The following is a 19,271-nucleotide window of genomic DNA, read 5'->3' on the forward strand; positions in this document are numbered from 1 at the left end:
AGAAGGGCGAAAACGCCCCCGGGTCAGGAGATCGCTATGCCTTATACTATTGCCGAAATTGCGGCCTCCCTCGGCGCGGACGCGGTGGGTGATACTTCCATTGCGATTAGCCGCGCGGCGGAGCCTGCCTCGGCGGGCCCGGATGATCTGGCGCTTGCGATGTCGCCTGCCTACGGCGAACACGTCCGAGCGGGACAGGCGCGGGCAGCGGTTCTTTGGCCCGGTGCAGATTGGCAGGACTTAGGTCTTGAGGCGGCGGTGTTTGTTCCGCGCGCGCGGGTTGCGATGGCTGGGATCACGACTGCTTTGGATGCGGGCCCCGAGATCGCGGAGGGCATCCATCCGTCTGCGGTGATTGATGCTACGGCTCAGATTGGTGCAGGGGCGGCCATCGGGCCGTTTGTGCACATCGGGGCGCGGGCCACAATCGGCGCGAACGCGCGGATCGCCAGCCACGTCAGCGTCGCAGAAGACGCCCAGATCGGAGCGGAGGCTTTGCTGTGCCAAGGCGTGCGGATCGGCGCGCGTTGCGTGATCGGCGCGCGGTTCATCGCGCAGCCCGGCGCCGTTATTGGCGGGGACGGATTTTCGTTCGTAACACCAGCAGAATCCGGGGTGGAGCGCAGCCGAAAAACTCTTGGGGATCAGGGGGATATCAAGCCGCAAAGCTGGACGCGTATCCATTCCCTCGGGGCGGTTCGGATCGGTGACGACGTTGAGGTGGGTGCAAATGCCTGCATCGATCGCGGCACGATTGCGGACACGGTGATCGGCCATCGCACCAAGCTCGATAACCTTGTTCACATTGGACACAACAACCAGATCGGTGAGGATTGTCTGATCTGTGGGCAGGTTGGTATGGCGGGCAGTTCGCGCATCGGCAACCGTGTGGTGATGGCTGGGCAATGTGGCGTGAACGACAACATTACCGTGGGCGATGATGTGGTTGCGGGTGGGGCCTCCAAGATTTTTACCAATGTGCCCAGCGGTCGCGTCATCCTTGGTTATCCGGCGGTCAAAATGGACAGCCATGTCGACAGCTACAAGGCCATTCGCCGGCTGCCGCGCATTGCCGCACAGGTCGCTGAGCTTCGGAAAACAGTGGCAAAACTGACCGGCAATGCGTAGATGACCCCTGACGGGTCGAAGAAGGGGCGAGGCATGTCTGACAACGTTCAGGATCAGGTGATCGCGATCATCGCAGAACAGGCTATGCTTGAGGTCGAAGATGTATCACTGACGGCTTCGCTTGCGGACTTGGGCATCGACAGCCTTGGTCTGGTCGAGAGCATCTTTGCCATCGAAGAAGCCTTTGATATCCAAGTGCCGTTCAATGCGAATGAGCCAGAGAAAAGTGACTTTGACATCTCTTCTGTGGCGGCAGTTGTTGCGGCGGTCGAAGGCCTGGTGAAGGCCCAGTCGTGAGGCGCGTCGTCATCACCGGCGCGGGGACGATCTCGGCGCTGGGGTCGTCCGTTCCGGAAACATGGGAAGCGATGCGCGAGGGGCGTTGCGGGATTGGTGCGCTCGATATCCGCGACGTTGAACGTTTGTCCATCCGGATTGGCGGACAGGTCACGGGCTATGATGCGCAGGCGCATTTTAACCGGCAGCAAATCTCCCTTTATGATCGGTATACCCAGTTTGCGCTCCTCGCTGCGCGTGAGGCAATCGGCCAAGCCGGGCTGACCTTCACAGGTGACTTGGCGGCCAGCACCGGTGTTGTCCTAGGCACATCTGGCGGCGGGCTGACCACGCAGGATGAAAACTACCGCACCGTCTACGAAGAGGGCAAAAACCGCGTGCATCCGTTTGTGGTGCCGAAGCTGATGAACAACGCGGCCGCGGCGCACATCTCGATGGAGCACAACCTGAAGGGGCCCAGTTTCACGGTCGCAACGGCGTGCGCGTCGTCGAACCACGCGATGGGGCAAGCGTTTAACTTCATTCGCCACGGAATGGCGCAGGTGATGGTCACCGGTGGCTCAGAATCGATGCTGTGCTTTGGCGGCGTCAAGGCGTGGGAGGGGTTGCGCGTCATGTCTCGTGATGCTTGCAGACCTTTCTCGGCGAACCGTAACGGGATGGTCCAAGGCGAAGGCGCCGGGATTTTCGTGTTTGAGGACTATCACCACGCCAAGGCGCGTGGGGCTGAGATACTGGCGGAAGTCATTGGCGTTGCGATGAATTCTGACGCGTCGGATATCGTCATGCCCTCCAAAATCAGTGCAGAGCGGTGCATCGTGTCGGCCATGCGGGACGCGCAGATTGACCCATCAGAAGTGGGCTACATCAACGCGCATGGCACAGGCACAGCGGCCAACGACAAAACGGAATGTGCCGCTGTCGCAGGGGCCTTGGGCGCACATGCGGACAAAGTCATGATCTCCAGCACGAAATCTATGCATGGACATTTGATCGGGGGCACGGGGGCCGTTGAATTATTGGCCTGCATTATGGCGCTGCGCGAGGGGGTCATCGCCCCGACGATCAACTACGAAGAGCCCGACCCCGAATGCGCGCTGGACGTCGTCCCGAACGAGGCGCGCGAGGCCGACGTTTCGGTCGTTTTGTCCAACGCATTTGCTTTTGGTGGCATGAATGCGGTGCTGGCCCTACGCAAAGCGCCATAAGCGTTTATCAAAAGGCAAAGGCCCCCGTGGGGGCCTTTGCATCATTCTGGGTGAAAGTGCCCGAGGTCCGATTATTGGCCTTCGGCCACTTCAATCGCCTGCATGCCCGCAGTGAACCCGGCAAGTGACATATTCATTACGACCAGTTGTTCTGGGGCCAGAGCGGGGCGAACGCTGATCGTGGCGGTTGCGCCCGCGCGAAATTCAGCCATTTCAGCCGCGGTAAAGCCCATGCGCGAATAGCAGCCCTGTGTGTCACAGAATGCGAACGGATAGCGCCGCTCGGCGCCGCCATCCACGGACAGTGTCACTTGGGACGTCAGCAAAGTTTGGAGGGGGGTTACGACGGTCGCGCCGCCCTGCACCCGCCCATCGCCAGCTACGTCAAAGAAGTTCACGTCTGCGGTCGGATTGCCATTTGCGTCCGTCAAACGTTGGAACAATTGGCATGGCTCAACGGCTGTGTCCGGAACACGGGCGCAACGGACCGAAAAATCACCGTGCGTTTCACGCTCATAAATTTGGGGGGCTTGGGCTGTTGCGGTTTGGCCAAGGGGCAATTCCGGTGCCGTTGGAGCCTCACCATCGGTGTTTTGTGCAAACACGGGACCTACGGCGAGGGTGGCCAAACAGGCTGTGAGTGTCACGATACGGGTCATGCTCTTCCCTTCAGGACTGTTTCATTGCGCCCGTGCTAGCATGGGGTTCAGGCGGTGTCAGGGGCAAATTTGTGTTGCGGGGGATGAGGATGGGGGCAACGGGCAAGACAGCTTGGTTTCACTGGAAAAGTGGTTCCGAAACGTGAAAAAGGACCCGTGAGAAGGTCCTTTTCCAATCGTTTTTTATCTCCCCGTCGGACTGGCCGACTTGTTGTAAGCGGACGCTAGGGCAGCTTTGCCAGACCGTCAACAGGCAATCGTATGAAAAGTGCGTGAGGCGTGCGTCTTGATCCGTGCGTTGGTGCGCGCCAAGGATATCGCGAAAAAAAAGCCGCGCCATAGGGGCGCGGCCAGTCGACAGGGAGGAAAAATCCAATGTGGCACCAAATTGGTTTCACATGGACAAGATGAGTTTTGCCAGACAATGATTAAGAAAACCCCAACGGGTGCAAATTATTTTGATGAGGGCGCAAAAGCCCGACGAGAAGGACATTATAATGGACCAAGACAGTATTTTTGTCGGTGGCGGCGGGCCTGATTATGCCGATGCACAAGGGCTTTTGTTGAAATATGCTAACCGCCATGGGTTGATCGCGGGGGCGACCGGCACGGGCAAGACGGTGACGCTGCAAATCCTCGCGGAGAGCTTTTCCGCCAACGGGGTTCCGGTCTTTTTGTCCGATGTTAAGGGCGATTTGTCAGGGCTGGCGCGGGCTGGCACCCAAGAGTTCAAACTGCATGAGGCCTTTACGTCGCGCGCGAAAACAATCGGATTTGCGGATTACGCCTATGGGGCCGCGCCTGTTACGTTTTGGGATTTGTTCGGAGAGGAGGGCCATCCGGTCCGCACCACCGTGTCCGACATGGGCCCGCTTTTGCTCGCCCGTTTGCTAGAGCTGACGGATGCCCAAGAAGGCGTGCTGAACATCGCGTTTCGCATGGCTGATGAGGAAGGCATGGCGCTGTTGGACCTGAAGGATCTGCAGGCCTTGTTGGTGTTTGTGGGCGAAAGCCGCAAGGACCTGATGCTCCGCTACGGCAACATCTCAACCGCGTCTATTGGCGCGATCCAGCGCCGGCTTTTGGTGCTTGAGGGGCAGGGGGGCGACCTCCTCTTTGGGGAACCTGCGTTGGAGCTCACCGATATCCTGCGCAGCGATCCGGACGGGCGGGGCCGTATTTCTGTCTTGGCAGGGGCGCGGTTGATGCAGTCACCGCGCCTCTATGCGACGTTCCTTTTGTGGCTCCTCTCGGAGCTGTTTGAAACGCTGCCAGAGGTGGGCGACCCGGACAAACCCAAGTTGGTGTTTTTTTTCGATGAGGCACATTTGCTGTTCGATGACGCGCCCAAAGCCTTGGTGGACAAGGTCGAACAAGTCGCAAGGCTGATCCGGTCCAAAGGGGTCGGTGTTTATTTCGTCACGCAAAACCCTGAAGATGTGCCCGAGGATATCTTGGGTCAATTGGGCAATCGGGTGCAACACGCGCTACGGGCCTTTACGGCCAAGGATCAGCAGGCACTGCGTCGCGCGGCGCAAAACTACCGTGAAAACCCGCGCTTTGATACGGAAGATGCCATCCGAGAGGTCGGTGTGGGCGAGGCTGTGACCTCGTTTCTGGAGCGAAAGGGCATTCCTGGCGTGGCGGAACGGACGTTGATCCGGCCACCCTCGACCCAGCTTGGGCCCCTAACGGCGGCGCAGCGCGCGCAAGTGATAGCGGCCTCACCTGTGGCGGGAAAATACGAGACGCGGATTGACCGAGACTCTGCCTTTGAAATCCTACAAGCCCGCGCCAAAGCCGCCGCCCTTGAGGCGGAAGCCGCCGAAGCCGAAGAGGACGCCGCAGACTTGCGCGAGCGTGAATTCCGATCTGCGCGGCGGTATACGGGCTCAGGCGTCGGGCGCTCAACCTCTCGCACGCCGAAAAAACGGCGCGGGGACACTGCGGCGCAAGCCTTCGCAAAATCCATGGCGCGGTCGCTCGGCACGCGGGCAGGGACGGCCATTGTGCGGGGTGTTCTGGGCGGGTTGTTCAAGGGCCGTTAGGGAACCGATTGATCCACGTCAATCGGCAGAATGAGCGGGTGGTAAGGTGGTCCAAGCCAGCTCAAGGCCTGCCGTGATCCAGACCCGTTAGGCCAAGACTTTTCATACCGACTTTGCGTCAGGCTCGGCTGGTCTGCGTTCGGGTGCTGTTTTCTGGCAAAGCGTTTGCGGCGACTTGGCGGGTCAACGGGCGTCTGAAGTGGATGATTTCCAGCAAAAGGAGAGTTGAGATGAAAGATTATGCCGCCATCAAAGATGGGTTCGACACGGGCTACGCCGATCTGAGCGAGACAATCCCAGACACAGCCGCAGCCTTTGGCAAACTGATCGAGGAAGCCACTCGTGAGGGCACCCTCACCGTCAAAACCAAAGAGTTGATCGCCTTTGCCATCGCAATTGCGGTGCGTTGCGACGGGTGTATCGCGCACCACGCGCAAGCCGTTTTACATGCGGGCGCAACAAGGCAAGAGGTCGCTGAGATGATCGGCGTGGCCGTTCTGATGGGCGGTGGTCCGTCTGCCGTTTATGGGGTTGAGGCCTTGCGAGCCTTTGATGCTTTCAACCACTAGCCGGGCCGGGGATAACAGCAACACCGGGAGATCAAGATGCGTGATACAGTATCTAATTTGGTGGAACGGATACGTGACGTTGAGCAAGAGCTAGAGGACGAATTTGCCCGCCGCCGTGCAGCGCTTAACTACACGATCGAACATGGCCGCATGATTTTTGAGCGGGATGTGCGCAAGCATCATCGGGCGCTCCGCCACAAGCTGGGCAGTTATCTGGTCCATGCGCGGCCGCTTGTCGTGCTGAGCGCGCCGGTGATCTATTCGGTAACCCTGCCCTTGGTTCTGTTGGATGTTTTTGTGACACTTTATCAGGCGATCTGTTTTCCGATCTATGGCATCGAAAAGGTGCGTCGTCGCGATTACATCTCACTTGATCGCCGTCACCTTGCCTACTTGAACGGGCTTGAGAAGCTGAACTGCGTCTATTGCGGCTATGGCAACGGCTTGCTCGCCTATGCGCGCGAAATCGCCGCCCGGACCGAGCGGCATTGGTGCCCCATCAAACATGCTGACAAGATGCAAGGCACCCACAGACATTATCCCGAATTTTGTGAATACGGCGACGCGGATGCGTACCAAAATCGCAGGACCCCGCCAAACTAATGGGCGTCCAGCCAGGGGGGAGAGACTGGACGCCCGCGGCACGTACCGATGGGGACACGTCGGTGCGTACGCAAGAATGGGAGGGGTGCGGTGCGGTTAAACCGGCATCGATTTGGCGGCCTTGGTCGCGCGCTTGGCGCCTTCGACGGTTTCCTCGACGGCTTCGACCTCATTTGTGACGGCGGCTGCAGCACAGCGCGTCATCATTGCCATGCAGTCCTTGGTGTCTTCGGCCAGCCGTTCCATCGAGTGTTTTTGCCAATCGGCCAAAATGCCCATCGCAGCGGTGGGGTTGCCCATTGCCTCTTCTGAGAGCCGTTTGCTGGTCTCAATGGCGGTGCGAGTGGCGGTATGTCTGCGCTTGAACCAAGCAGAGGAGAACTCTTCAAATTCGCTCAGGAACGTATCCTGCGCCTTCCAGAAATATGTGCTTTGCGCGCCAGCTGTTGGCATCGCCGTAAGAGCGGAATTGGTGGTTTTGGCGATCTTCTGCATGTCTTCGATCGTCTTTTTCAGGTCTAACATCTCATACTCCTTGGTGTGCGGTTTGCGGCCAGGGATGTGATCAACGGCGCGAACAATACGTCGAAAATGACCCCTCTGTTGCCAGTCTATGACACGTGGAATGCGGGCCGCATTGATATTGCTCAATGTGTGTGGCGTTAGATTGCCAATTGCGCGCGGCAGGCGTTGGCGATCACCGCTTCTTCGTCCGTGGGCAGGACGAGGACGTCGATGGCCGAGTTTGGCGCGCTGATTTTGACGTCTCCGCGGGCGTTGGCATTGGGGTCTAGGTGCAGGCACAGCCAATTGAGCTGCGCACAGATCGCGGCCCGAACAGGCGCAGAGTTTTCGCCGATCCCTGCCGTGAATACTACCGCATCAAGCCTCCCGATTGCGGGGATTAGCCCTGCTAGCGTGCGCGCGGCTCGGCTGACGAACAGATCGATGGCCTCTTGGGCTTCGGGTGCGTGGCTGATTTCGAGATCGTGCATGTTGTTGCTAATGCCAGACACCCCAAGCAGCCCTGATTTACGGTAGAGGAGCGTTTCTACGTCAGCCGCGCTCATGCCCTTGGATTGCATCAGGTACAGGATCACCCCGGGGTCAAGCGTGCCGCAGCGCCGCCCCATGACCAACCCATCAAGGGCGGTGAAACCCATAGTGGTGGCCTTACTTTTGCGACCCTGCATCGCGCACATGCTGGCCCCATTGCCAAGGTGGGCCACAATCACACGACCTTCTGCACGCGTGCCCAAGTGTTGGGGCAAGATGCTGGCGATATAGGCGTAGGACAGCCCGTGAAATCCGTAGCGAACGATGCCTTCGTCGCCTAAGGCGCGGGGCAGGGCAAAGAGCGTCTGTATCCGGTCTTGGGTTTGGTGAAACGCGGTGTCGAAGCACGCGATCTGGGGGATGTCGGGTTGCCACGCCGCCACGGCCCGGATCGCAGCCAGATTGTGCGGCTGGTGCAGCGGCGCAAGCGGGCAAAGTGCGTCGAGGGCGGCCATAACGTTGGGCGTGATGCGCGTCGGCTCAGTATAGGTTTTGCCGCCGTGCACCACCCGGTGGCCGACCATGCGCAAAGGGTGTGCGCCGCGTTGCTGGACAAGCCATTCGAGAAGGCGTGGGATTAAGTCTTCGTGGGTGTCCGTCGGGTTTAATGCATTCAGCGGATCAGGCGTGCGCAACTGGCCGTTCGCGTCCCGCGCCTGAAATGTTGGCGCCCTGCCTATGCCCGCAATCTTGCCGGTGATCTGTGCGGGCGCGTCTGGTGCGCCCGCGTCAAAGACCGCGAATTTCACGCTGGAAGATCCGCAGTTTAGCGTCAGAATATCACCGGTCATAACTGTTCATTCACACGTAATTTCAATTGCCTGCCACAGCTTAACGCACGGTCTTTATTGTTGAAACACATAGGTGCCGGGGGCCTCGCATAGGGGCGGATATCCTTGGGCCGCAACACCCATCGGTGGCGGCGCGCACGGCGCAGCTGATCGCGCGGCGAGCCATTCGGTGAGAGCAGGCCACCACGACCCCTCCACTGGTTCCGTCTGATCGCGCCAATGATCGGGGTCGGCATAGGGGGTATGATCGGCCCGCGTCTCGATCCGGTAGTGACGCCGTGGATGCCCCGGCTCGGACACGATGCCTGCGTTATGCCCCCCGTTCGTCAAGACAAAGGTCACGTCGGTGTCTGACAGCAAGTTAAACTTGTAAACCGAGTGCCAAGGCGCGACGTGGTCCCGCTCGGTTCCGACAACAAAGGCGGGCACGCGGATGTCCGAAACTGTGACCGGTTGATCCCCCACATTATACCGCCCCTCAGCCAGATCATTGTTCAAAAAGAGCTGCCTCAGGTACTCAGAATGCATGCGGTAGGGCATGCGCGTGGCATCCGCATTCCATGCCATCAGATCGATCATCTGGGCGCGTTCCCCCATCAGATAATGGTGGATCATGTAGGACCAGATGAGGTCATTGGACCTCAGAAATTGGAACGCGCCGGTCATCTGGGTGCTGTCCAAATAGCCTTGATCCCACATCATATCCTCAAGGAAGGTCAGCTGGCTGTCATTGATAAACAACTGCAACTCACCAGCTTCGGTAAAGTCGATTTGCGTGGCCAAAAGCGTCAGAGATTTTAATGCATTGCGGCCATCTCGTGCCATTGCAGCCGCCGCGATCGCCAGGAGCGTACCGCCCAAACAATAGCCTATGGCGTGGACTTTTTGCCCGTCTGTGATCCGCTGCACGGCCCTGAGTGCCGCTTCTATGCCTAAGGTGCGATAATCCTCCATCCCTAGGTCCCGGTCGCCCGCGTCGGGATTTTTCCAAGAGATCATGAAAACCGTGAACCCCTGATCCGTCAGGAACCGAACCAAAGAGTTCTGCTCGCTAAGGTCTAGAATGTAATATTTCATGATCCACGCGGGTGTGATTAAAATAGGTTCAGGTCGGACGGTCTGGGTCGTGGGGGTGTATTGGATCAGCTCCATCAGCCTGTTGCGATAGACCACATGTCCCGGCGCGGTGGCCATATTGCGACCCACCTCAAAATCCTCGGCGCCTTTGGGCTTTTGTCCGGCATTCAGGCGTTGCGCATCCTCAACCCAATTCTGCCAGCCGCGCACAAGGTTCATGCCGCCCTCACCCATGGTTTGCTGCAAAACATCCGGGTTGGTGAGGATAAAATTGGAGGGCGAGACCACATCCAACATCTGACGGGCCGCGAATTCCACTACGTTTTCGTGTTGTTTGGTGACGCCCTCAACCCCGGTGGTGGCGTTGTGCCACCATTGTTGGTTCAGCAGAAAAGACTGGTGGATGAGGTTGAAAGGCCAGTTCTGCCAAGCCTCGCTGCGGAACCTTCGGTCCTGCGGTAGGGGGGTGATGCAGGTTTTCGGGGTGTTTGGGGCTGCCGCACAAAACGCGGCATAGGTGGCCAGCCGCCACCCCTTTTTGCTGGCTTTTTCCAACAGCTCTAATCGCTTGCCGGGTACAGCCGACAGGTGCAGCGCCCAATCGGTGTAGGCGGCGGTTAACGCGATGGGCGATAACCCGGCTGTCACCTTGGCCAATGCGGCCTTCAGGCCTTTGTCCAAGGCTTGCTCCAACGTGGTGCGGGAGTGGGGCAAAGGTGGCGCGTCCATGATCATCCGCGGCGCGCGCCCCTTGGGGGACGCGTTGCGGTTTGCCTGATCAAAGACGACATTGGGATGCGCCATGATGCGCCCTTTCTTACCTGCACGATCTGCAACGGTTCGCAGTTTGCGTTTCATTTATCGCAGCTGCTGATGCCTGCATTGATGTGCATCAATCGTGCATGGCCAATCTCGGTCAGGTTGGCGGTTGATCCTTAGGCGGCGCAGCCGTTTCGCCCGCATACGGGCGCTTCGTTGACAGAGAGTTATACAATGCCAGACAGCCCATCAGCCGAGCCGGACATGACAGTCCAAGCAGATCGGCCAGAGACCACCGATGGCACCATTGCAGCCATTCGGGGCGGGGTTGTTGATGTGGCGTTTGAGGGGGGTATCCCGCGCATCCATGACCTTTTGCATGCAGGCGACGTCCCGTTGGAAGTGGCGTCGCTCATCGGCGGGGGAATGGTGCGTGCAGTGGCGATGGCTCCGGTGCGCGGTCTGGGCCTTGGAATGCGGGTGCGCCCCAGTGGTGGCCCTATCCAGGTCCCCGTGGGTGAGGCGGTTTTGGGCCGCATGTTGAACGTGTTTGGCGCGCCAATTGATGGCCGCCCCGCGCCAGAAGCCACAACCACTCGGTCGATCCACCAAGCGCCTCCTCGGCTGAGTGAACGTGTGGTTCAAGCGGCGTTTCTTGAGACTGGGATCAAGGCAATTGACCTGCTGTCGCCAATTGAACGCGGGGGCAAGACGGGGCTGTTTGGGGGGGCTGGCGTCGGCAAAACCGTTCTGATCACAGAATTGATCAACAACACCGTTCAGCACCACAAAGGCGTGAGCCTGTTTTGCGGCATTGGTGAACGCTCCCGCGAGGCGGAGGAGCTTTACCGCGAAATGGGGTCTGCGGGGGTGCGCGAAAAGACCGTCATGCTCTTTGGGCAAATGAATGAGGTGCCCGGCGTTCGGTTTTTGATCGGGAACACCGCCCTGACGATGGCTGAGTATTTTCGCGACGACAAAGGCCAAGATGTCCTGCTGTTGATCGACAACATCTTTCGCTTCGTTCAAGCGGGCTCTGAGGTGTCGGGCCTGATGGGGCGCATGCCGTCGCGGGTGGGGTATCAGCCGACATTGGCCACAGAACTGGCCGCCTTGCAGGAGCGGATCGCCTCGACCAAATCCGGCGCGATCACATCGATCCAAGCGGTCTATGTCCCGGCGGATGATTTCACTGATCCGGCGGCGGCGCATATCTTTTCGCACCTGTCGGCGTCGGTGGTTCTGTCGCGCAAACGGGCAAGCGAGGGCTTGTATCCGGCGGTCGATCCACTTGCCTCTGCATCTGTAATGTTGACCCCAGCGGTGGTGGGGCAGCGGCATTACGACATCGCGCGCGCGGTGCGCAGTACCTTGGCTGAGTATGAGGAATTGCGCGACATCATCGCGATGCTGGGCCTAGAGGAACTGTCCTCTGCGGACCGGCTGACCGTGGAACGCGCCCGCAGGTTAGAGCGATTTTTGACCCAACCGTTTGTCACAACCGAAGGGTTTAGCGGCATGGCAGGTACGTCCGTGCCCATCGCCGATACCCTTGATGGGTGCGAAACCATCCTGACGCAGACGAAATTCTCGCTGCCCGAAAGCGCGTATTACATGATCGGCGGCTTGAATGACGCACGCGCCGTGCAGGAGGCATCGGCATGAGCATGGCCCCCGATATGCACGTGATCCTGCGCTTGCCAACCCGGACCTTGTTTGAGGGCCGTGCCCTGCGTCTTCGGGCCGTGGCACCCACGGGCGCCTTTGGGATATTGCCCAACCATGTGGATTTCGTGACAGCGCTCGTGCCTTCGGTTTTGACGGTGCAGACCGTTGATGAGGGTGAGAGGTTTTTTGGCCTCGATGAAGGGGTGTTGTTGAAAAAGGGGCATGAGGTCAGCGTGAGCGCGCTACGCGGCGTTTTAGGGGACGATCTGCTCAGCTTGCAACAAACCGTCGAACGCACCTTTGTCCAGATGGATGAAGAAGAGCGTCAGGCCCGCGCCGCCCTCTCGCGGCTAGAGGCGGATATGGTTCGTCGGTTCGCGGATTTGCAAAGGCCGCAGCCATGACTCCATGTCCTGACAAACCCAGCCCCGACAAACCCAGCCGTGCCATCGTCGGATCAGCCCGGCGCATGAAGTCTGCGCGCGATCACCCAAGTGCCAGCCCCCTGCGCGGCATCGGCACATTCGGGATGATCGGATGGTCCATCGCGGTGCCGACGGTGGGGGGCGCATTCCTAGGCCTGTGGTTGGACCGGGTGGCCCCACAGGGGTTCTCATGGACGATTGCGCTGATCCTTGGCGGGGTGGTCCTCGGCGCATTCATCGCGGCGGTTTGGGTCAACAAAGAAGGGGGAAGATGATGGTGGTATCTGTGGATTGGAGCCTTCTGGGCTTGGGCGCTTTGGTGGGGGTCTTGATCGGTGGAGTGTTCTTTGCGGGCCTCGCGCTTGGCGTGTGCGCGGCGATGCGCAGTGACCGTGCTCTCACGATCCTGACGGCCAGTGCTACGGTGCGGATCTTGGCCTGCGTCGGCGCGGCTTGGTTGGTTTTGATGCTGCTTGGGCCATGGGGCTTTGCGGGCTTTGGTGCGGGCTTTGTTCTGAGCCGTATGGTGGCCACGTCTTTTGCCCGTGGCCGCGTGCCAGCGGAGGGGTCCCCATGACCCTGTCGCCGGATGAAATCATCATGGTTACCCTATGGGGGGTACCCATCAACGCCACGCTGTTGTTCACGTGGATCGTCATGGCGGTTCTGACTGGGGCGTCGATGTTGATCACCCGAAATTTGCGCCCAGATGTGCCGCCGAACCGCTGGCGCACGGCATTAGAAGTGGTCGTGCAAGGCATCCAAAACCAAATTGCCGAGATCGCGCAAAGCCCCTCACGACATCTTTTGTCGTTTGTTGGGACGCTGTTTTTATTCGTCGCGGGATCCAACCTTTTGCTCGTGATCCCGGGCTTTCGACCGCCGACATCATCGCTCTCCACAACCACCGCTTTGGCGCTGTCGGTGCTGGTGGCGGTGCCTTTGTTTGGCATAAGCCGCCGGGGCGTCGGGGGCTACTTGCAAAGCTACCTGCGGCCCTCACCGGTGATGCTGCCGTTCAATATCATTGCCGAAGCCTCCCGCGGGATTTCGCTCGCGATCCGGCTGTACGGAAACATCATGAGCGGGGCGGTCATCGCGGCCATTCTGCTCAGCGTGGCGCCGTTTTTCTTTCCGGTCGTGATGGACCTTTTGGGCCTGCTGACGGGCATGATCCAAGCTTACATCTTTGCGATTTTGGCAACGGTCTACATTTCCAGCGCGACGGCGCCGCAAACTCTTTCCTCACCACAAAAGGACGCGCAATGACTGACCTTGCGATCATCGCCGCTATTTCCATTTTCACCGCCGGGTTGACGGTATCCTTTGGGGCGATTGGCCCCGCATTAGGCGAAGGCCGGGCCGCTGCCCAAGCGCTCAGCGCGATTGCTCAGCAACCCGATGCGGCCTCTGACCTGACGCGCACATTGTTTGTCAGCCTCGCGATGATCGAGTCCACTGCGATCTATTGCTTTGTGGTTGCGATGATTTTGATCTTTGCCAACCCGTTCTGGAACGCGGCCCTTGCGGTGGCGCAAACCACGGCGGGCGGGTGAGATCATGTCCATCGACTGGATCACAGTCGCGGCCCAGATTGCCAATTTTCTTGTTTTGGTGTGGCTGCTCAAGCGGTTTTTGTACCGCCCAATCCTAGACGGGATCGATGCGCGCGAGGCCGAAATCACAGAGCGGATGACCGCCGCGACCCGCGCCAAGGATGAGGCTGTTGCCGCAGAGACCGCCTACCAGGCAAAGCGCGCTGCGCTGGCATCCGAACAAGCCCAGATCGCTGAGGCGGCCCGCCATAAAGCCCAACATGAGCGCGATGCGCTGCTGGCTGAGGCTCACGACCGGATCGACCGAGAACGCGCCGCGTGGCAGGCCCACCAAGACGTTGAGGCCCATCGGTTTGCGACCAAGCTACAGCGCGCAGGCGGCCACGCTTTGTTAGAGATGACGCGCAAAGCGGTGCGTGATCTGGCCGAAACCAGCCTTGAGGCGCAGATGGCCGCGCACATAGGCACCCAGCTTGCAGCGATGAAGGATGATTTGACCCACGCGGCGGGAGAGGTCCACGAGGCGATCATCACCAGCCACATGTCCCTGCCGGAGGCCGCGCAAGATGCGTTTCGCACCGAATTGGCGCAGCATTTCCCGCAGGCCACACCGCGCTTTGAGACTGATCCAGCGCAGGCCCCGGGTGTTGCGGTGCAACTGGGCGGCGCGCAAATCGTCTGGACGGTCGATAGCTATATCGAGGGCTTGGGAGCGGCACTCAATGAACACCTGAGCCGAAGCCATGACGCCAGATTGGAGGGCGCATGAACGCCTCGCTCCGCCCGCAACCGATTGATCCGGAAGCCGTGCTCGACCTGTTACTGCACAGCCCGTCGCCCGCCCCCTTGCTGAGCGAGGTGGGAACCGTCACGCAGGTCGGTGACGGCATCGCAATTGTGGCCGGGCTGGAACGCGCATTGGCGGACGAAGTGCTTGAATTCGCCTGTGGCCTCAGCGGGATCGTTCTGGACCTAGAGCCAGGGCGTTTGGGTGTCGTGGTCTTGGGGCCATCGGATCAGATCATGATTGGTGAGGCCGTGAAACGCACGCGCAAAGTCGTCAGCACCCGGGTCGGCCCGGGGTTGCTGGGCCGGGTGGTGGATGCATTAGGCGCCGCGCGCGACGGGCTCGGAGCGGTGAAACACGCAGCACTCCACCCGGTAGAGGCCGAGGCGCCAGCCATCCGAGACCGCCAAGCCATCACACGCCCCTTAGCCACGGGCATCAAGGCGATTGACGCCGCCGTGCCTGTCGGGCTGGGCCAGCGGCAATTGGTGATTGGCGACAGGCAAACCGGCAAAACATCCCTATGCGTGGATGCGATGCTGAACCAAGCCCACAGCGACGTGATCTGCATCTACTGCGCGGTTGGACAGCGGGGCGATGCGGTGGCCAAGGTGGTCGCGGCCCTGCGCTCGGCGGACATGTTGGAACGTGTCATCGTAATGGCCGCTGGGGATGAGGACGCCACCGGGCTGGCCTACATCGCGCCTTACAGCGCCATGGCTATGGCTGAGTATTTCTCAGGGCAGGGGCGGGACGTGCTGATCGTCTTCGACGACCTGACCCACCATGCGCGCAGCTACCGAGAGTTGTCGCTCCTGTTACGCCGCCCTCCGGGTCGTGAGGCGTTTCCTGGCGATATTTTCTACATCCACGCCCGCTTGTTAGAGCGGGCAGGTCAGTTCACAGACCGCGTCCGCGGCGGGTCAATTACGGCGTTGGGGGTGGTGGAAACTCAGGCCGAAAATCTGTCTGCGTATATTCCGACCAACCTGATTTCGATCACCGATGGGCAGATCTACCTATCCCCCCGCTTGGTCCGCAAAAATCAGTTTCCTGCGGTGGATTTGGGCAAATCCGTCAGCCGTGTGGGCGGCAAGGCGCAGACCGCCGCGTTTCGAAAAGTGGCGGGCAACCTGCGTGTGACGCTGTCCCAGTTTGAGGAGCTTGAGGATTTCGCGCGCTTTGGCACCCGATTGGATGACGCGACGCGGGCGCGGTTGACGCGCGGTGCGGCGGTGCGCGGGGCGTTGCGGCAGGCGGAACGGGACCCGATGCCGGCGATCTCGCAGCTCGTGATCCTGACTGCTGCGCAGACTGGCGTGTTCGATGATCTGGATGAGGCAGCGATGCGCGCTGTCATGGATCAGATCAAGGCGGAGGCCCCGGTGGCATTGGCCGACATCGCCAAGCAGATCACGCAGGGGGCGGAACTTGACGATGTCGCCCAAGCAGAGATGTGTGCATTGGCCCAAAAGGCGCGCGCGACGGCAAAAGGGGGCGAAGATGTCCCAATCGCTTGAGGCATTGACCCGTCACATGACCGGGATGGAGAGCATTCACAGCGTGGTTCACACCATGAAGACCCTCTCGGTCCTGAACGCGGCCCCCTATGAGCAAGCCGCGCGCGCTATTGAGGATTATCACCAGACGGTGTTGGACGGTCTGCACGCATTTTTCGTGGCGACTGGCGCACCGGACCTGTCGCCCAACCCTTTGGGCCGGCGTCATATCGTGGTGTTTGGTTCGGACCATGGCCTATGCGGCACCTACAATGCGGGCATTGCGACCCATATCGTTGAGGCGCTTGCTGGGGTCGCGCCCGAGGTGTCTCAAATCGACTGCGTCGGTGCGCAGATGGCGGACGCGTTGCGGGATCGGGGCTTGGGGCCTAGGCAAGTTTTTCTGCCTGCGGCGTCGTTGGATGGGCTGGCGCGGTTGGCGAACCTGCTGACGCAACATATTGAAGTGATACAAAACGCGAGTGGATCACGGGGCATTGCCGTTGAGCTTGTTTACGCGTCGCGGGCTGCGGATGGGACGCAAAGGCCCGTGCTTGTGCCGCTTCTACCGCTGAGTGAGGCCTTAGTTTCTGATCTTCGTGCGCGACCTTGGCTTTCTCGCTCGCGGCCGGCCTTTGCGATGTCCCCTGATGCTCTGTTTCCGGCGCTGATCCGCGCGCATGTTTTCGCAAGTCTCGTCCGGGCGGCAGCCGAGGCGATGCTGGCAGAGAACGCCGCACGGCTTGCGGTGATGCAGCAGGCAGAGCGCTCCGTCGAGGACCGATTGGACGCGCTGAAATCTGAGGCAAATACCCTACGGCAAGATGAGATCACCACGGAATTATTGGACGTCATCGTCGGGTTTGAGGCGCTAGGTGCGTCGGACCGCAGGAAGCGGCGCAAGGATGCCAAGGCATCGGATGCAAACGATTTACCATCAGAAAGGAAACAACCATGAAACGCATTTCAGCACTTGTCTTAGTGCTAGCACTCTTTGGTTTCGCCGGGTGTACCGGTCCGGATCACTACCCCATTTCTGGCCAAGAGTGCGGCCCGGATGACCCCGTAAAAGACCTGAGCCCAAGCGACTGCTTGCCGCCCGTGTGATGCTGGGATCAGCGGCCATCTTGGTTGCATTCGCATTCGCACTCGGGGCCTTGGGGGTGGTCTTCCTGTGCGGTTGGCGCGTGTTGGACCACCGCGCCGACCGTGCCCAGATGGCGCGGTTGATTGCTCTCCAACCCAATGACCCGCCACGGTTCAGCGCCTCAATGGTTGCTGATCTACCTGCGCCCGCGCGCCGGTATTTCACATATGCGATCACGGAGGGCACCCCTTTGTTAAAAGTCGCGATCCTCGAAATGACGGGACAGTTTTCTCTCGGGTCCAAGGCTTTGCCCAAGTACCAAAAGATGTCCGCGACCCAAGTCCTAGCAGCGCCAGAGGGTTTCGTTTGGAAAATGGTCTGCGGGTCGGGCCTCGGGCGCATGTCGGGATCGGACAGCGGATTATGGACCCGATTTTGGCTTGGCGGGATAGTCCCCGTCGCGCGGTTCAGCGGCACGAATGACCATCGGCGCGCGGCCTTTGGGCGATACATTGCAGAGGCGCTGTTTTGGACGCCAGGGGCCTACTTGCTCATGGATAACGTCAAGTGGACGGCCGTGAGTGGAGACACCTTTCGTGTCTCAGTTCCGCACGCGGGATTAGAACAAAGTGTTGATGTTACGATTGAAGCCGATGGACGCCCGAGCAAAGTCGTATTTCCACGCTGGAGCAATGCAAACCCGGATGGCACCTATCGGGAGCAACCCTTTGGCGCGTATTTATCAGCACATCAAAGCTTTGATGGTTTTCGCCTGCCCACCCATGTGGAGGCAGGAAATCATTTTGGAACAGACGCGTATTTCCCGTTCTATATTGCGGAGGTCGCGTCTGTCCGCTTTCCAAGTGTGCCTGACAGATGAGTGGGAAAGAACGGCGCTGCATCTTGGGTCTGTTTGGCCTCATATCATGCGCTCATTTTGCCCCCGAGAAATTCTGTCATTCACGGTGGCATTGCCCGTCTTGTCATAAAACTGTGCCGCCGAGCGTTTATGCGACGGCCTAAACGGGCCAACGTGGATTTGAAAATGAAATGTTTTTACCAAGCGGCTTCCCGGTGGCTCTCGTTGTCAGATCTCGTGACGAACCAATCATCGGCTGATTTTTGCCTCATTTATAATGGATTTAATCGGGCGTTGAATGACATCAAGTTCGGCGTCATTGCGGCGATACATCGAGAATTTTAAAAAAATATATTTGAACACAGGGTGTTATGAATGGAAAATCTGGTTGAACAAGCGGGGCATGCCGATGGTGCTGCCAAAGCTATTTGCCAACCAATGCGGGCAAGCATCGACGATCTACCCGAGCGGCTGCGCAATGATCTGATAGCCCTTGGGCCTTTGCCAATGCGCACTCTGACGGCGTTTGTTGATCTCGGTCTGTCTGATGCAGAGATCGCGCGTTATTTTGACCTCCCGGCCGCCTCGATCGCGAAGCTGCGCACCATTTGGCAGCTCCGCTAAACAGGGCTCACTTCACGGTCAGCACCATCTGCTCCGCGTAGTGGAGCACTTTTTGCGACACGCTGCCCAAAACAGCCCCCCGAACCGCGCCCAACCCGCGTGAGCCGAGCACGATCAGATCGGCGCCCATGTCTTCTGCGGCTTCGATAATCTCATCGGCGAAATCGCCTGTGCGGACCTGTGTTTGATCGACGGTCGCCCCCATGTCCGTGCATGTGGATTTTGCGTATTCAAGCAATAAATCCCCAAAAATTGAGATCACGCGCGCCGATTGCCCGTCGGACCGCGGGCCCAACAGGTCGTACGGCCGGGTGCTTTCACTTGGAGGCAGGGCTTTTTGCGCTTGGGCCACAAGGTGTTCGACCTCTGCCATTCGGACCAATTCCTTACTGGGGCGTCCATGCATGAGGACATGAACGATGCAGAGTTCAGCCTTTAACTTTGAGGATAACTCCGCCGCCACGTGCAGGGCGCGACGGCCATTTTCTGAGCCATCGTAGGCCAAAAGGATTTTCTCAATCATGGTGCTGCTTTCGTGAGCCAAGTGGCAAGGTGCGGCCCCGCCCTTTGG

Annotated in this window: 22 protein-coding genes; 17 read left to right on the plus strand and 5 right to left on the minus strand. The window is 59.5% G+C overall.

Going from position 1 to position 19,271, the window contains the following annotated elements; all coding sequences use genetic code 11:
- Positions 1-36 precede the first annotated feature (36 nt).
- The 3 genes from lpxD to PM04_RS00895 are packed head-to-tail and all read left to right on the plus strand — an operon-like array spanning position 37 to position 2,633.
- A complete protein-coding gene (gene lpxD, locus PM04_RS00885) occupies positions 37-1,128 on the plus strand; it encodes a UDP-3-O-(3-hydroxymyristoyl)glucosamine N-acyltransferase (protein ID WP_038002733.1) in 1,092 nt (363 codons plus the stop codon).
- A 33-nt stretch (positions 1,129-1,161) separates the two neighbouring features.
- On the plus strand, positions 1,162-1,425 hold the full coding sequence (locus PM04_RS00890; protein WP_038002736.1) for an acyl carrier protein: 264 nt from the start codon (positions 1,162-1,164) through the stop codon (positions 1,423-1,425).
- Entirely contained in the window at positions 1,422-2,633 is a 1,212-nt protein-coding gene (locus PM04_RS00895; protein WP_038002738.1) for a beta-ketoacyl synthase, read from the plus strand. The genes PM04_RS00890 and PM04_RS00895 overlap by 4 nt, the downstream gene beginning before the upstream one ends.
- Positions 2,634-2,704: 71 nt before the next feature.
- Here PM04_RS00895 and PM04_RS00900 read toward each other — a convergent pair whose 3' ends face one another.
- Positions 2,705-3,292 carry an invasion associated locus B family protein gene (locus PM04_RS00900; protein ID WP_038002741.1) on the minus strand — a complete coding sequence of 196 codons (588 nt, stop codon included), beginning with the start codon at positions 3,290-3,292 and terminating at the stop codon, positions 2,705-2,707.
- A gap of 497 nt (positions 3,293-3,789) precedes the next feature.
- On the opposite strand from PM04_RS00900, the gene PM04_RS00910 reads away from it, so the two are divergent.
- The 3 genes from PM04_RS00910 to PM04_RS00920 all read left to right on the plus strand — a co-directional run bounded on the left by PM04_RS00910 (position 3,790) and on the right by PM04_RS00920 (position 6,512).
- The gene (locus PM04_RS00910) at positions 3,790-5,340 is read left to right on the plus strand and encodes a helicase HerA-like domain-containing protein (protein ID WP_038002744.1); all 1,551 of its coding nucleotides are present in this window, start codon (positions 3,790-3,792) and stop codon (positions 5,338-5,340) included.
- A gap of 230 nt (positions 5,341-5,570) precedes the next feature.
- Positions 5,571-5,909 (plus strand): carboxymuconolactone decarboxylase family protein, encoded by a 339-nt coding sequence (locus PM04_RS00915; protein WP_038002746.1) that lies wholly within the window; start codon positions 5,571-5,573, stop codon positions 5,907-5,909.
- A 36-nt stretch (positions 5,910-5,945) separates the two neighbouring features.
- On the plus strand, positions 5,946-6,512 hold the full coding sequence (locus PM04_RS00920) for a hypothetical protein (RefSeq protein WP_038002748.1): 567 nt from the start codon (positions 5,946-5,948) through the stop codon (positions 6,510-6,512).
- A 96-nt stretch (positions 6,513-6,608) separates the two neighbouring features.
- On the opposite strand, the gene PM04_RS00925 is transcribed toward PM04_RS00920, so the two are convergent.
- From PM04_RS00925 to PM04_RS00935, 3 genes are all read right to left on the minus strand, one after another.
- Complete coding sequence (locus PM04_RS00925) at positions 6,609-7,037, minus strand: hypothetical protein (protein WP_038002750.1); 429 nt, start codon at positions 7,035-7,037, stop codon at positions 6,609-6,611.
- 137 nt (positions 7,038-7,174) lie between these two features.
- Positions 7,175-8,359: an acetate/propionate family kinase gene (locus PM04_RS00930; protein ID WP_038002752.1), complete on the minus strand. Its 1,185-nt coding sequence runs from the start codon at positions 8,357-8,359 to the stop codon at positions 7,175-7,177.
- 54 nt (positions 8,360-8,413) lie between these two features.
- The gene (locus tag PM04_RS00935) at positions 8,414-10,171 is read right to left on the minus strand and encodes a PHA/PHB synthase family protein (RefSeq protein WP_369793291.1); all 1,758 of its coding nucleotides are present in this window, start codon (positions 10,169-10,171) and stop codon (positions 8,414-8,416) included.
- A gap of 288 nt (positions 10,172-10,459) precedes the next feature.
- On the opposite strand from PM04_RS00935, the gene atpD reads away from it, so the two are divergent.
- The 11 genes from atpD (at position 10,460) to PM04_RS00990 (ending at position 18,700) form a co-directional block, all read left to right on the plus strand.
- On the plus strand, positions 10,460-11,860 hold the full coding sequence (atpD, locus tag PM04_RS00940) for a F0F1 ATP synthase subunit beta (RefSeq protein WP_038003806.1): 1,401 nt from the start codon (positions 10,460-10,462) through the stop codon (positions 11,858-11,860).
- Positions 11,857-12,267, plus strand: a complete 411-nt coding sequence (locus PM04_RS00945; RefSeq protein ID WP_038002754.1) for an ATPase — start codon at positions 11,857-11,859, stop codon at positions 12,265-12,267. The genes atpD and PM04_RS00945 overlap by 4 nt, the downstream gene beginning before the upstream one ends.
- Positions 12,264-12,563 carry an AtpZ/AtpI family protein gene (locus PM04_RS00950; RefSeq protein WP_038002756.1) on the plus strand — a complete coding sequence of 100 codons (300 nt, stop codon included), beginning with the start codon at positions 12,264-12,266 and terminating at the stop codon, positions 12,561-12,563. The genes PM04_RS00945 and PM04_RS00950 overlap by 4 nt, the downstream gene beginning before the upstream one ends.
- The gene (locus tag PM04_RS00955; RefSeq protein WP_052068269.1) at positions 12,560-12,865 is read left to right on the plus strand and encodes a hypothetical protein; all 306 of its coding nucleotides are present in this window, start codon (positions 12,560-12,562) and stop codon (positions 12,863-12,865) included. The genes PM04_RS00950 and PM04_RS00955 overlap by 4 nt, the downstream gene beginning before the upstream one ends.
- Entirely contained in the window at positions 12,862-13,557 is a 696-nt protein-coding gene (locus PM04_RS00960) for a F0F1 ATP synthase subunit A (protein ID WP_038002761.1), read from the plus strand. Before PM04_RS00955 ends, PM04_RS00960 begins: the two co-directional genes overlap by 4 nt.
- Entirely contained in the window at positions 13,554-13,844 is a 291-nt protein-coding gene (locus PM04_RS00965; protein WP_038002763.1) for a F0F1 ATP synthase subunit C, read from the plus strand. The genes PM04_RS00960 and PM04_RS00965 overlap by 4 nt, the downstream gene beginning before the upstream one ends.
- Positions 13,845-13,848: 4 nt before the next feature.
- The gene (locus tag PM04_RS00970; RefSeq protein ID WP_038003807.1) at positions 13,849-14,613 is read left to right on the plus strand and encodes an ATP synthase subunit B; all 765 of its coding nucleotides are present in this window, start codon (positions 13,849-13,851) and stop codon (positions 14,611-14,613) included.
- Positions 14,610-16,151: a F0F1 ATP synthase subunit alpha gene (locus PM04_RS00975; RefSeq protein ID WP_038002764.1), complete on the plus strand. Its 1,542-nt coding sequence runs from the start codon at positions 14,610-14,612 to the stop codon at positions 16,149-16,151. The genes PM04_RS00970 and PM04_RS00975 overlap by 4 nt, the downstream gene beginning before the upstream one ends.
- Positions 16,135-17,088 (plus strand): FoF1 ATP synthase subunit gamma, encoded by a 954-nt coding sequence (locus tag PM04_RS00980; RefSeq protein ID WP_038002767.1) that lies wholly within the window; start codon positions 16,135-16,137, stop codon positions 17,086-17,088. Before PM04_RS00975 ends, PM04_RS00980 begins: the two co-directional genes overlap by 17 nt.
- A 169-nt stretch (positions 17,089-17,257) precedes the next feature.
- The gene (locus tag PM04_RS00985; RefSeq protein WP_038003808.1) at positions 17,258-18,097 is read left to right on the plus strand and encodes a DUF6544 family protein; all 840 of its coding nucleotides are present in this window, start codon (positions 17,258-17,260) and stop codon (positions 18,095-18,097) included.
- Between the two features lie 354 nt (positions 18,098-18,451).
- Positions 18,452-18,700 (plus strand): hypothetical protein, encoded by a 249-nt coding sequence (locus PM04_RS00990; RefSeq protein ID WP_038002769.1) that lies wholly within the window; start codon positions 18,452-18,454, stop codon positions 18,698-18,700.
- A gap of 7 nt (positions 18,701-18,707) precedes the next feature.
- Here the strand turns inward: PM04_RS00990 and PM04_RS00995 are convergent, their stop codons facing one another.
- Positions 18,708-19,223 carry a universal stress protein gene (locus PM04_RS00995; protein WP_038002771.1) on the minus strand — a complete coding sequence of 172 codons (516 nt, stop codon included), beginning with the start codon at positions 19,221-19,223 and terminating at the stop codon, positions 18,708-18,710.
- Between the last annotated feature and the right edge of the window lie 48 nt (positions 19,224-19,271).

The sequence above is a fragment of the Thalassobacter sp. 16PALIMAR09 genome, assembly GCF_000765485.1.
Taxonomy (GTDB): domain Bacteria; phylum Pseudomonadota; class Alphaproteobacteria; order Rhodobacterales; family Rhodobacteraceae; genus Thalassobacter; species Thalassobacter stenotrophicus.

Excerpts from the sequence above, each read along its gene's own strand:
- PM04_RS00995 (WP_038002771.1), bottom strand. The coding sequence starts at position 19,223 with ATGATTGAGAAAATCCTTTTGGCCTACGATGGCTCAGAAAATGGCCGT.
- PM04_RS00990 (WP_038002769.1), top strand. The coding sequence starts at position 18,452 with ATGGAAAATCTGGTTGAACAAGCGGGGCATGCCGATGGTGCTGCCAAA.
- PM04_RS00890 (WP_038002736.1), top strand. The coding sequence starts at position 1,162 with ATGTCTGACAACGTTCAGGATCAGGTGATCGCGATCATCGCAGAACAG.
- PM04_RS00910 (WP_038002744.1), top strand. The coding sequence starts at position 3,790 with ATGGACCAAGACAGTATTTTTGTCGGTGGCGGCGGGCCTGATTATGCC.
- PM04_RS00915 (WP_038002746.1), top strand. The coding sequence starts at position 5,571 with ATGAAAGATTATGCCGCCATCAAAGATGGGTTCGACACGGGCTACGCC.
- PM04_RS00950 (WP_038002756.1), top strand. The coding sequence starts at position 12,264 with ATGACTCCATGTCCTGACAAACCCAGCCCCGACAAACCCAGCCGTGCC.
- PM04_RS00970 (WP_038003807.1), top strand. The coding sequence starts at position 13,849 with ATGTCCATCGACTGGATCACAGTCGCGGCCCAGATTGCCAATTTTCTT.
- atpD (WP_038003806.1), top strand. The coding sequence starts at position 10,460 with ATGACAGTCCAAGCAGATCGGCCAGAGACCACCGATGGCACCATTGCA.
- PM04_RS00980 (WP_038002767.1), top strand. The coding sequence starts at position 16,135 with ATGTCCCAATCGCTTGAGGCATTGACCCGTCACATGACCGGGATGGAG.
- PM04_RS00920 (WP_038002748.1), top strand. The coding sequence starts at position 5,946 with ATGCGTGATACAGTATCTAATTTGGTGGAACGGATACGTGACGTTGAG.
- PM04_RS00900 (WP_038002741.1), bottom strand. The coding sequence starts at position 3,292 with ATGACCCGTATCGTGACACTCACAGCCTGTTTGGCCACCCTCGCCGTA.
- lpxD (WP_038002733.1), top strand. The coding sequence starts at position 37 with ATGCCTTATACTATTGCCGAAATTGCGGCCTCCCTCGGCGCGGACGCG.
- PM04_RS00975 (WP_038002764.1), top strand. The coding sequence starts at position 14,610 with ATGAACGCCTCGCTCCGCCCGCAACCGATTGATCCGGAAGCCGTGCTC.
- PM04_RS00960 (WP_038002761.1), top strand. The coding sequence starts at position 12,862 with ATGACCCTGTCGCCGGATGAAATCATCATGGTTACCCTATGGGGGGTA.
- PM04_RS00945 (WP_038002754.1), top strand. The coding sequence starts at position 11,857 with ATGAGCATGGCCCCCGATATGCACGTGATCCTGCGCTTGCCAACCCGG.
- PM04_RS00935 (WP_369793291.1), bottom strand. The coding sequence starts at position 10,171 with ATGATCATGGACGCGCCACCTTTGCCCCACTCCCGCACCACGTTGGAG.
- PM04_RS00930 (WP_038002752.1), bottom strand. The coding sequence starts at position 8,359 with ATGACCGGTGATATTCTGACGCTAAACTGCGGATCTTCCAGCGTGAAA.
- PM04_RS00955 (WP_052068269.1), top strand. The coding sequence starts at position 12,560 with ATGATGGTGGTATCTGTGGATTGGAGCCTTCTGGGCTTGGGCGCTTTG.
- PM04_RS00965 (WP_038002763.1), top strand. The coding sequence starts at position 13,554 with ATGACTGACCTTGCGATCATCGCCGCTATTTCCATTTTCACCGCCGGG.
- PM04_RS00925 (WP_038002750.1), bottom strand. The coding sequence starts at position 7,037 with ATGTTAGACCTGAAAAAGACGATCGAAGACATGCAGAAGATCGCCAAA.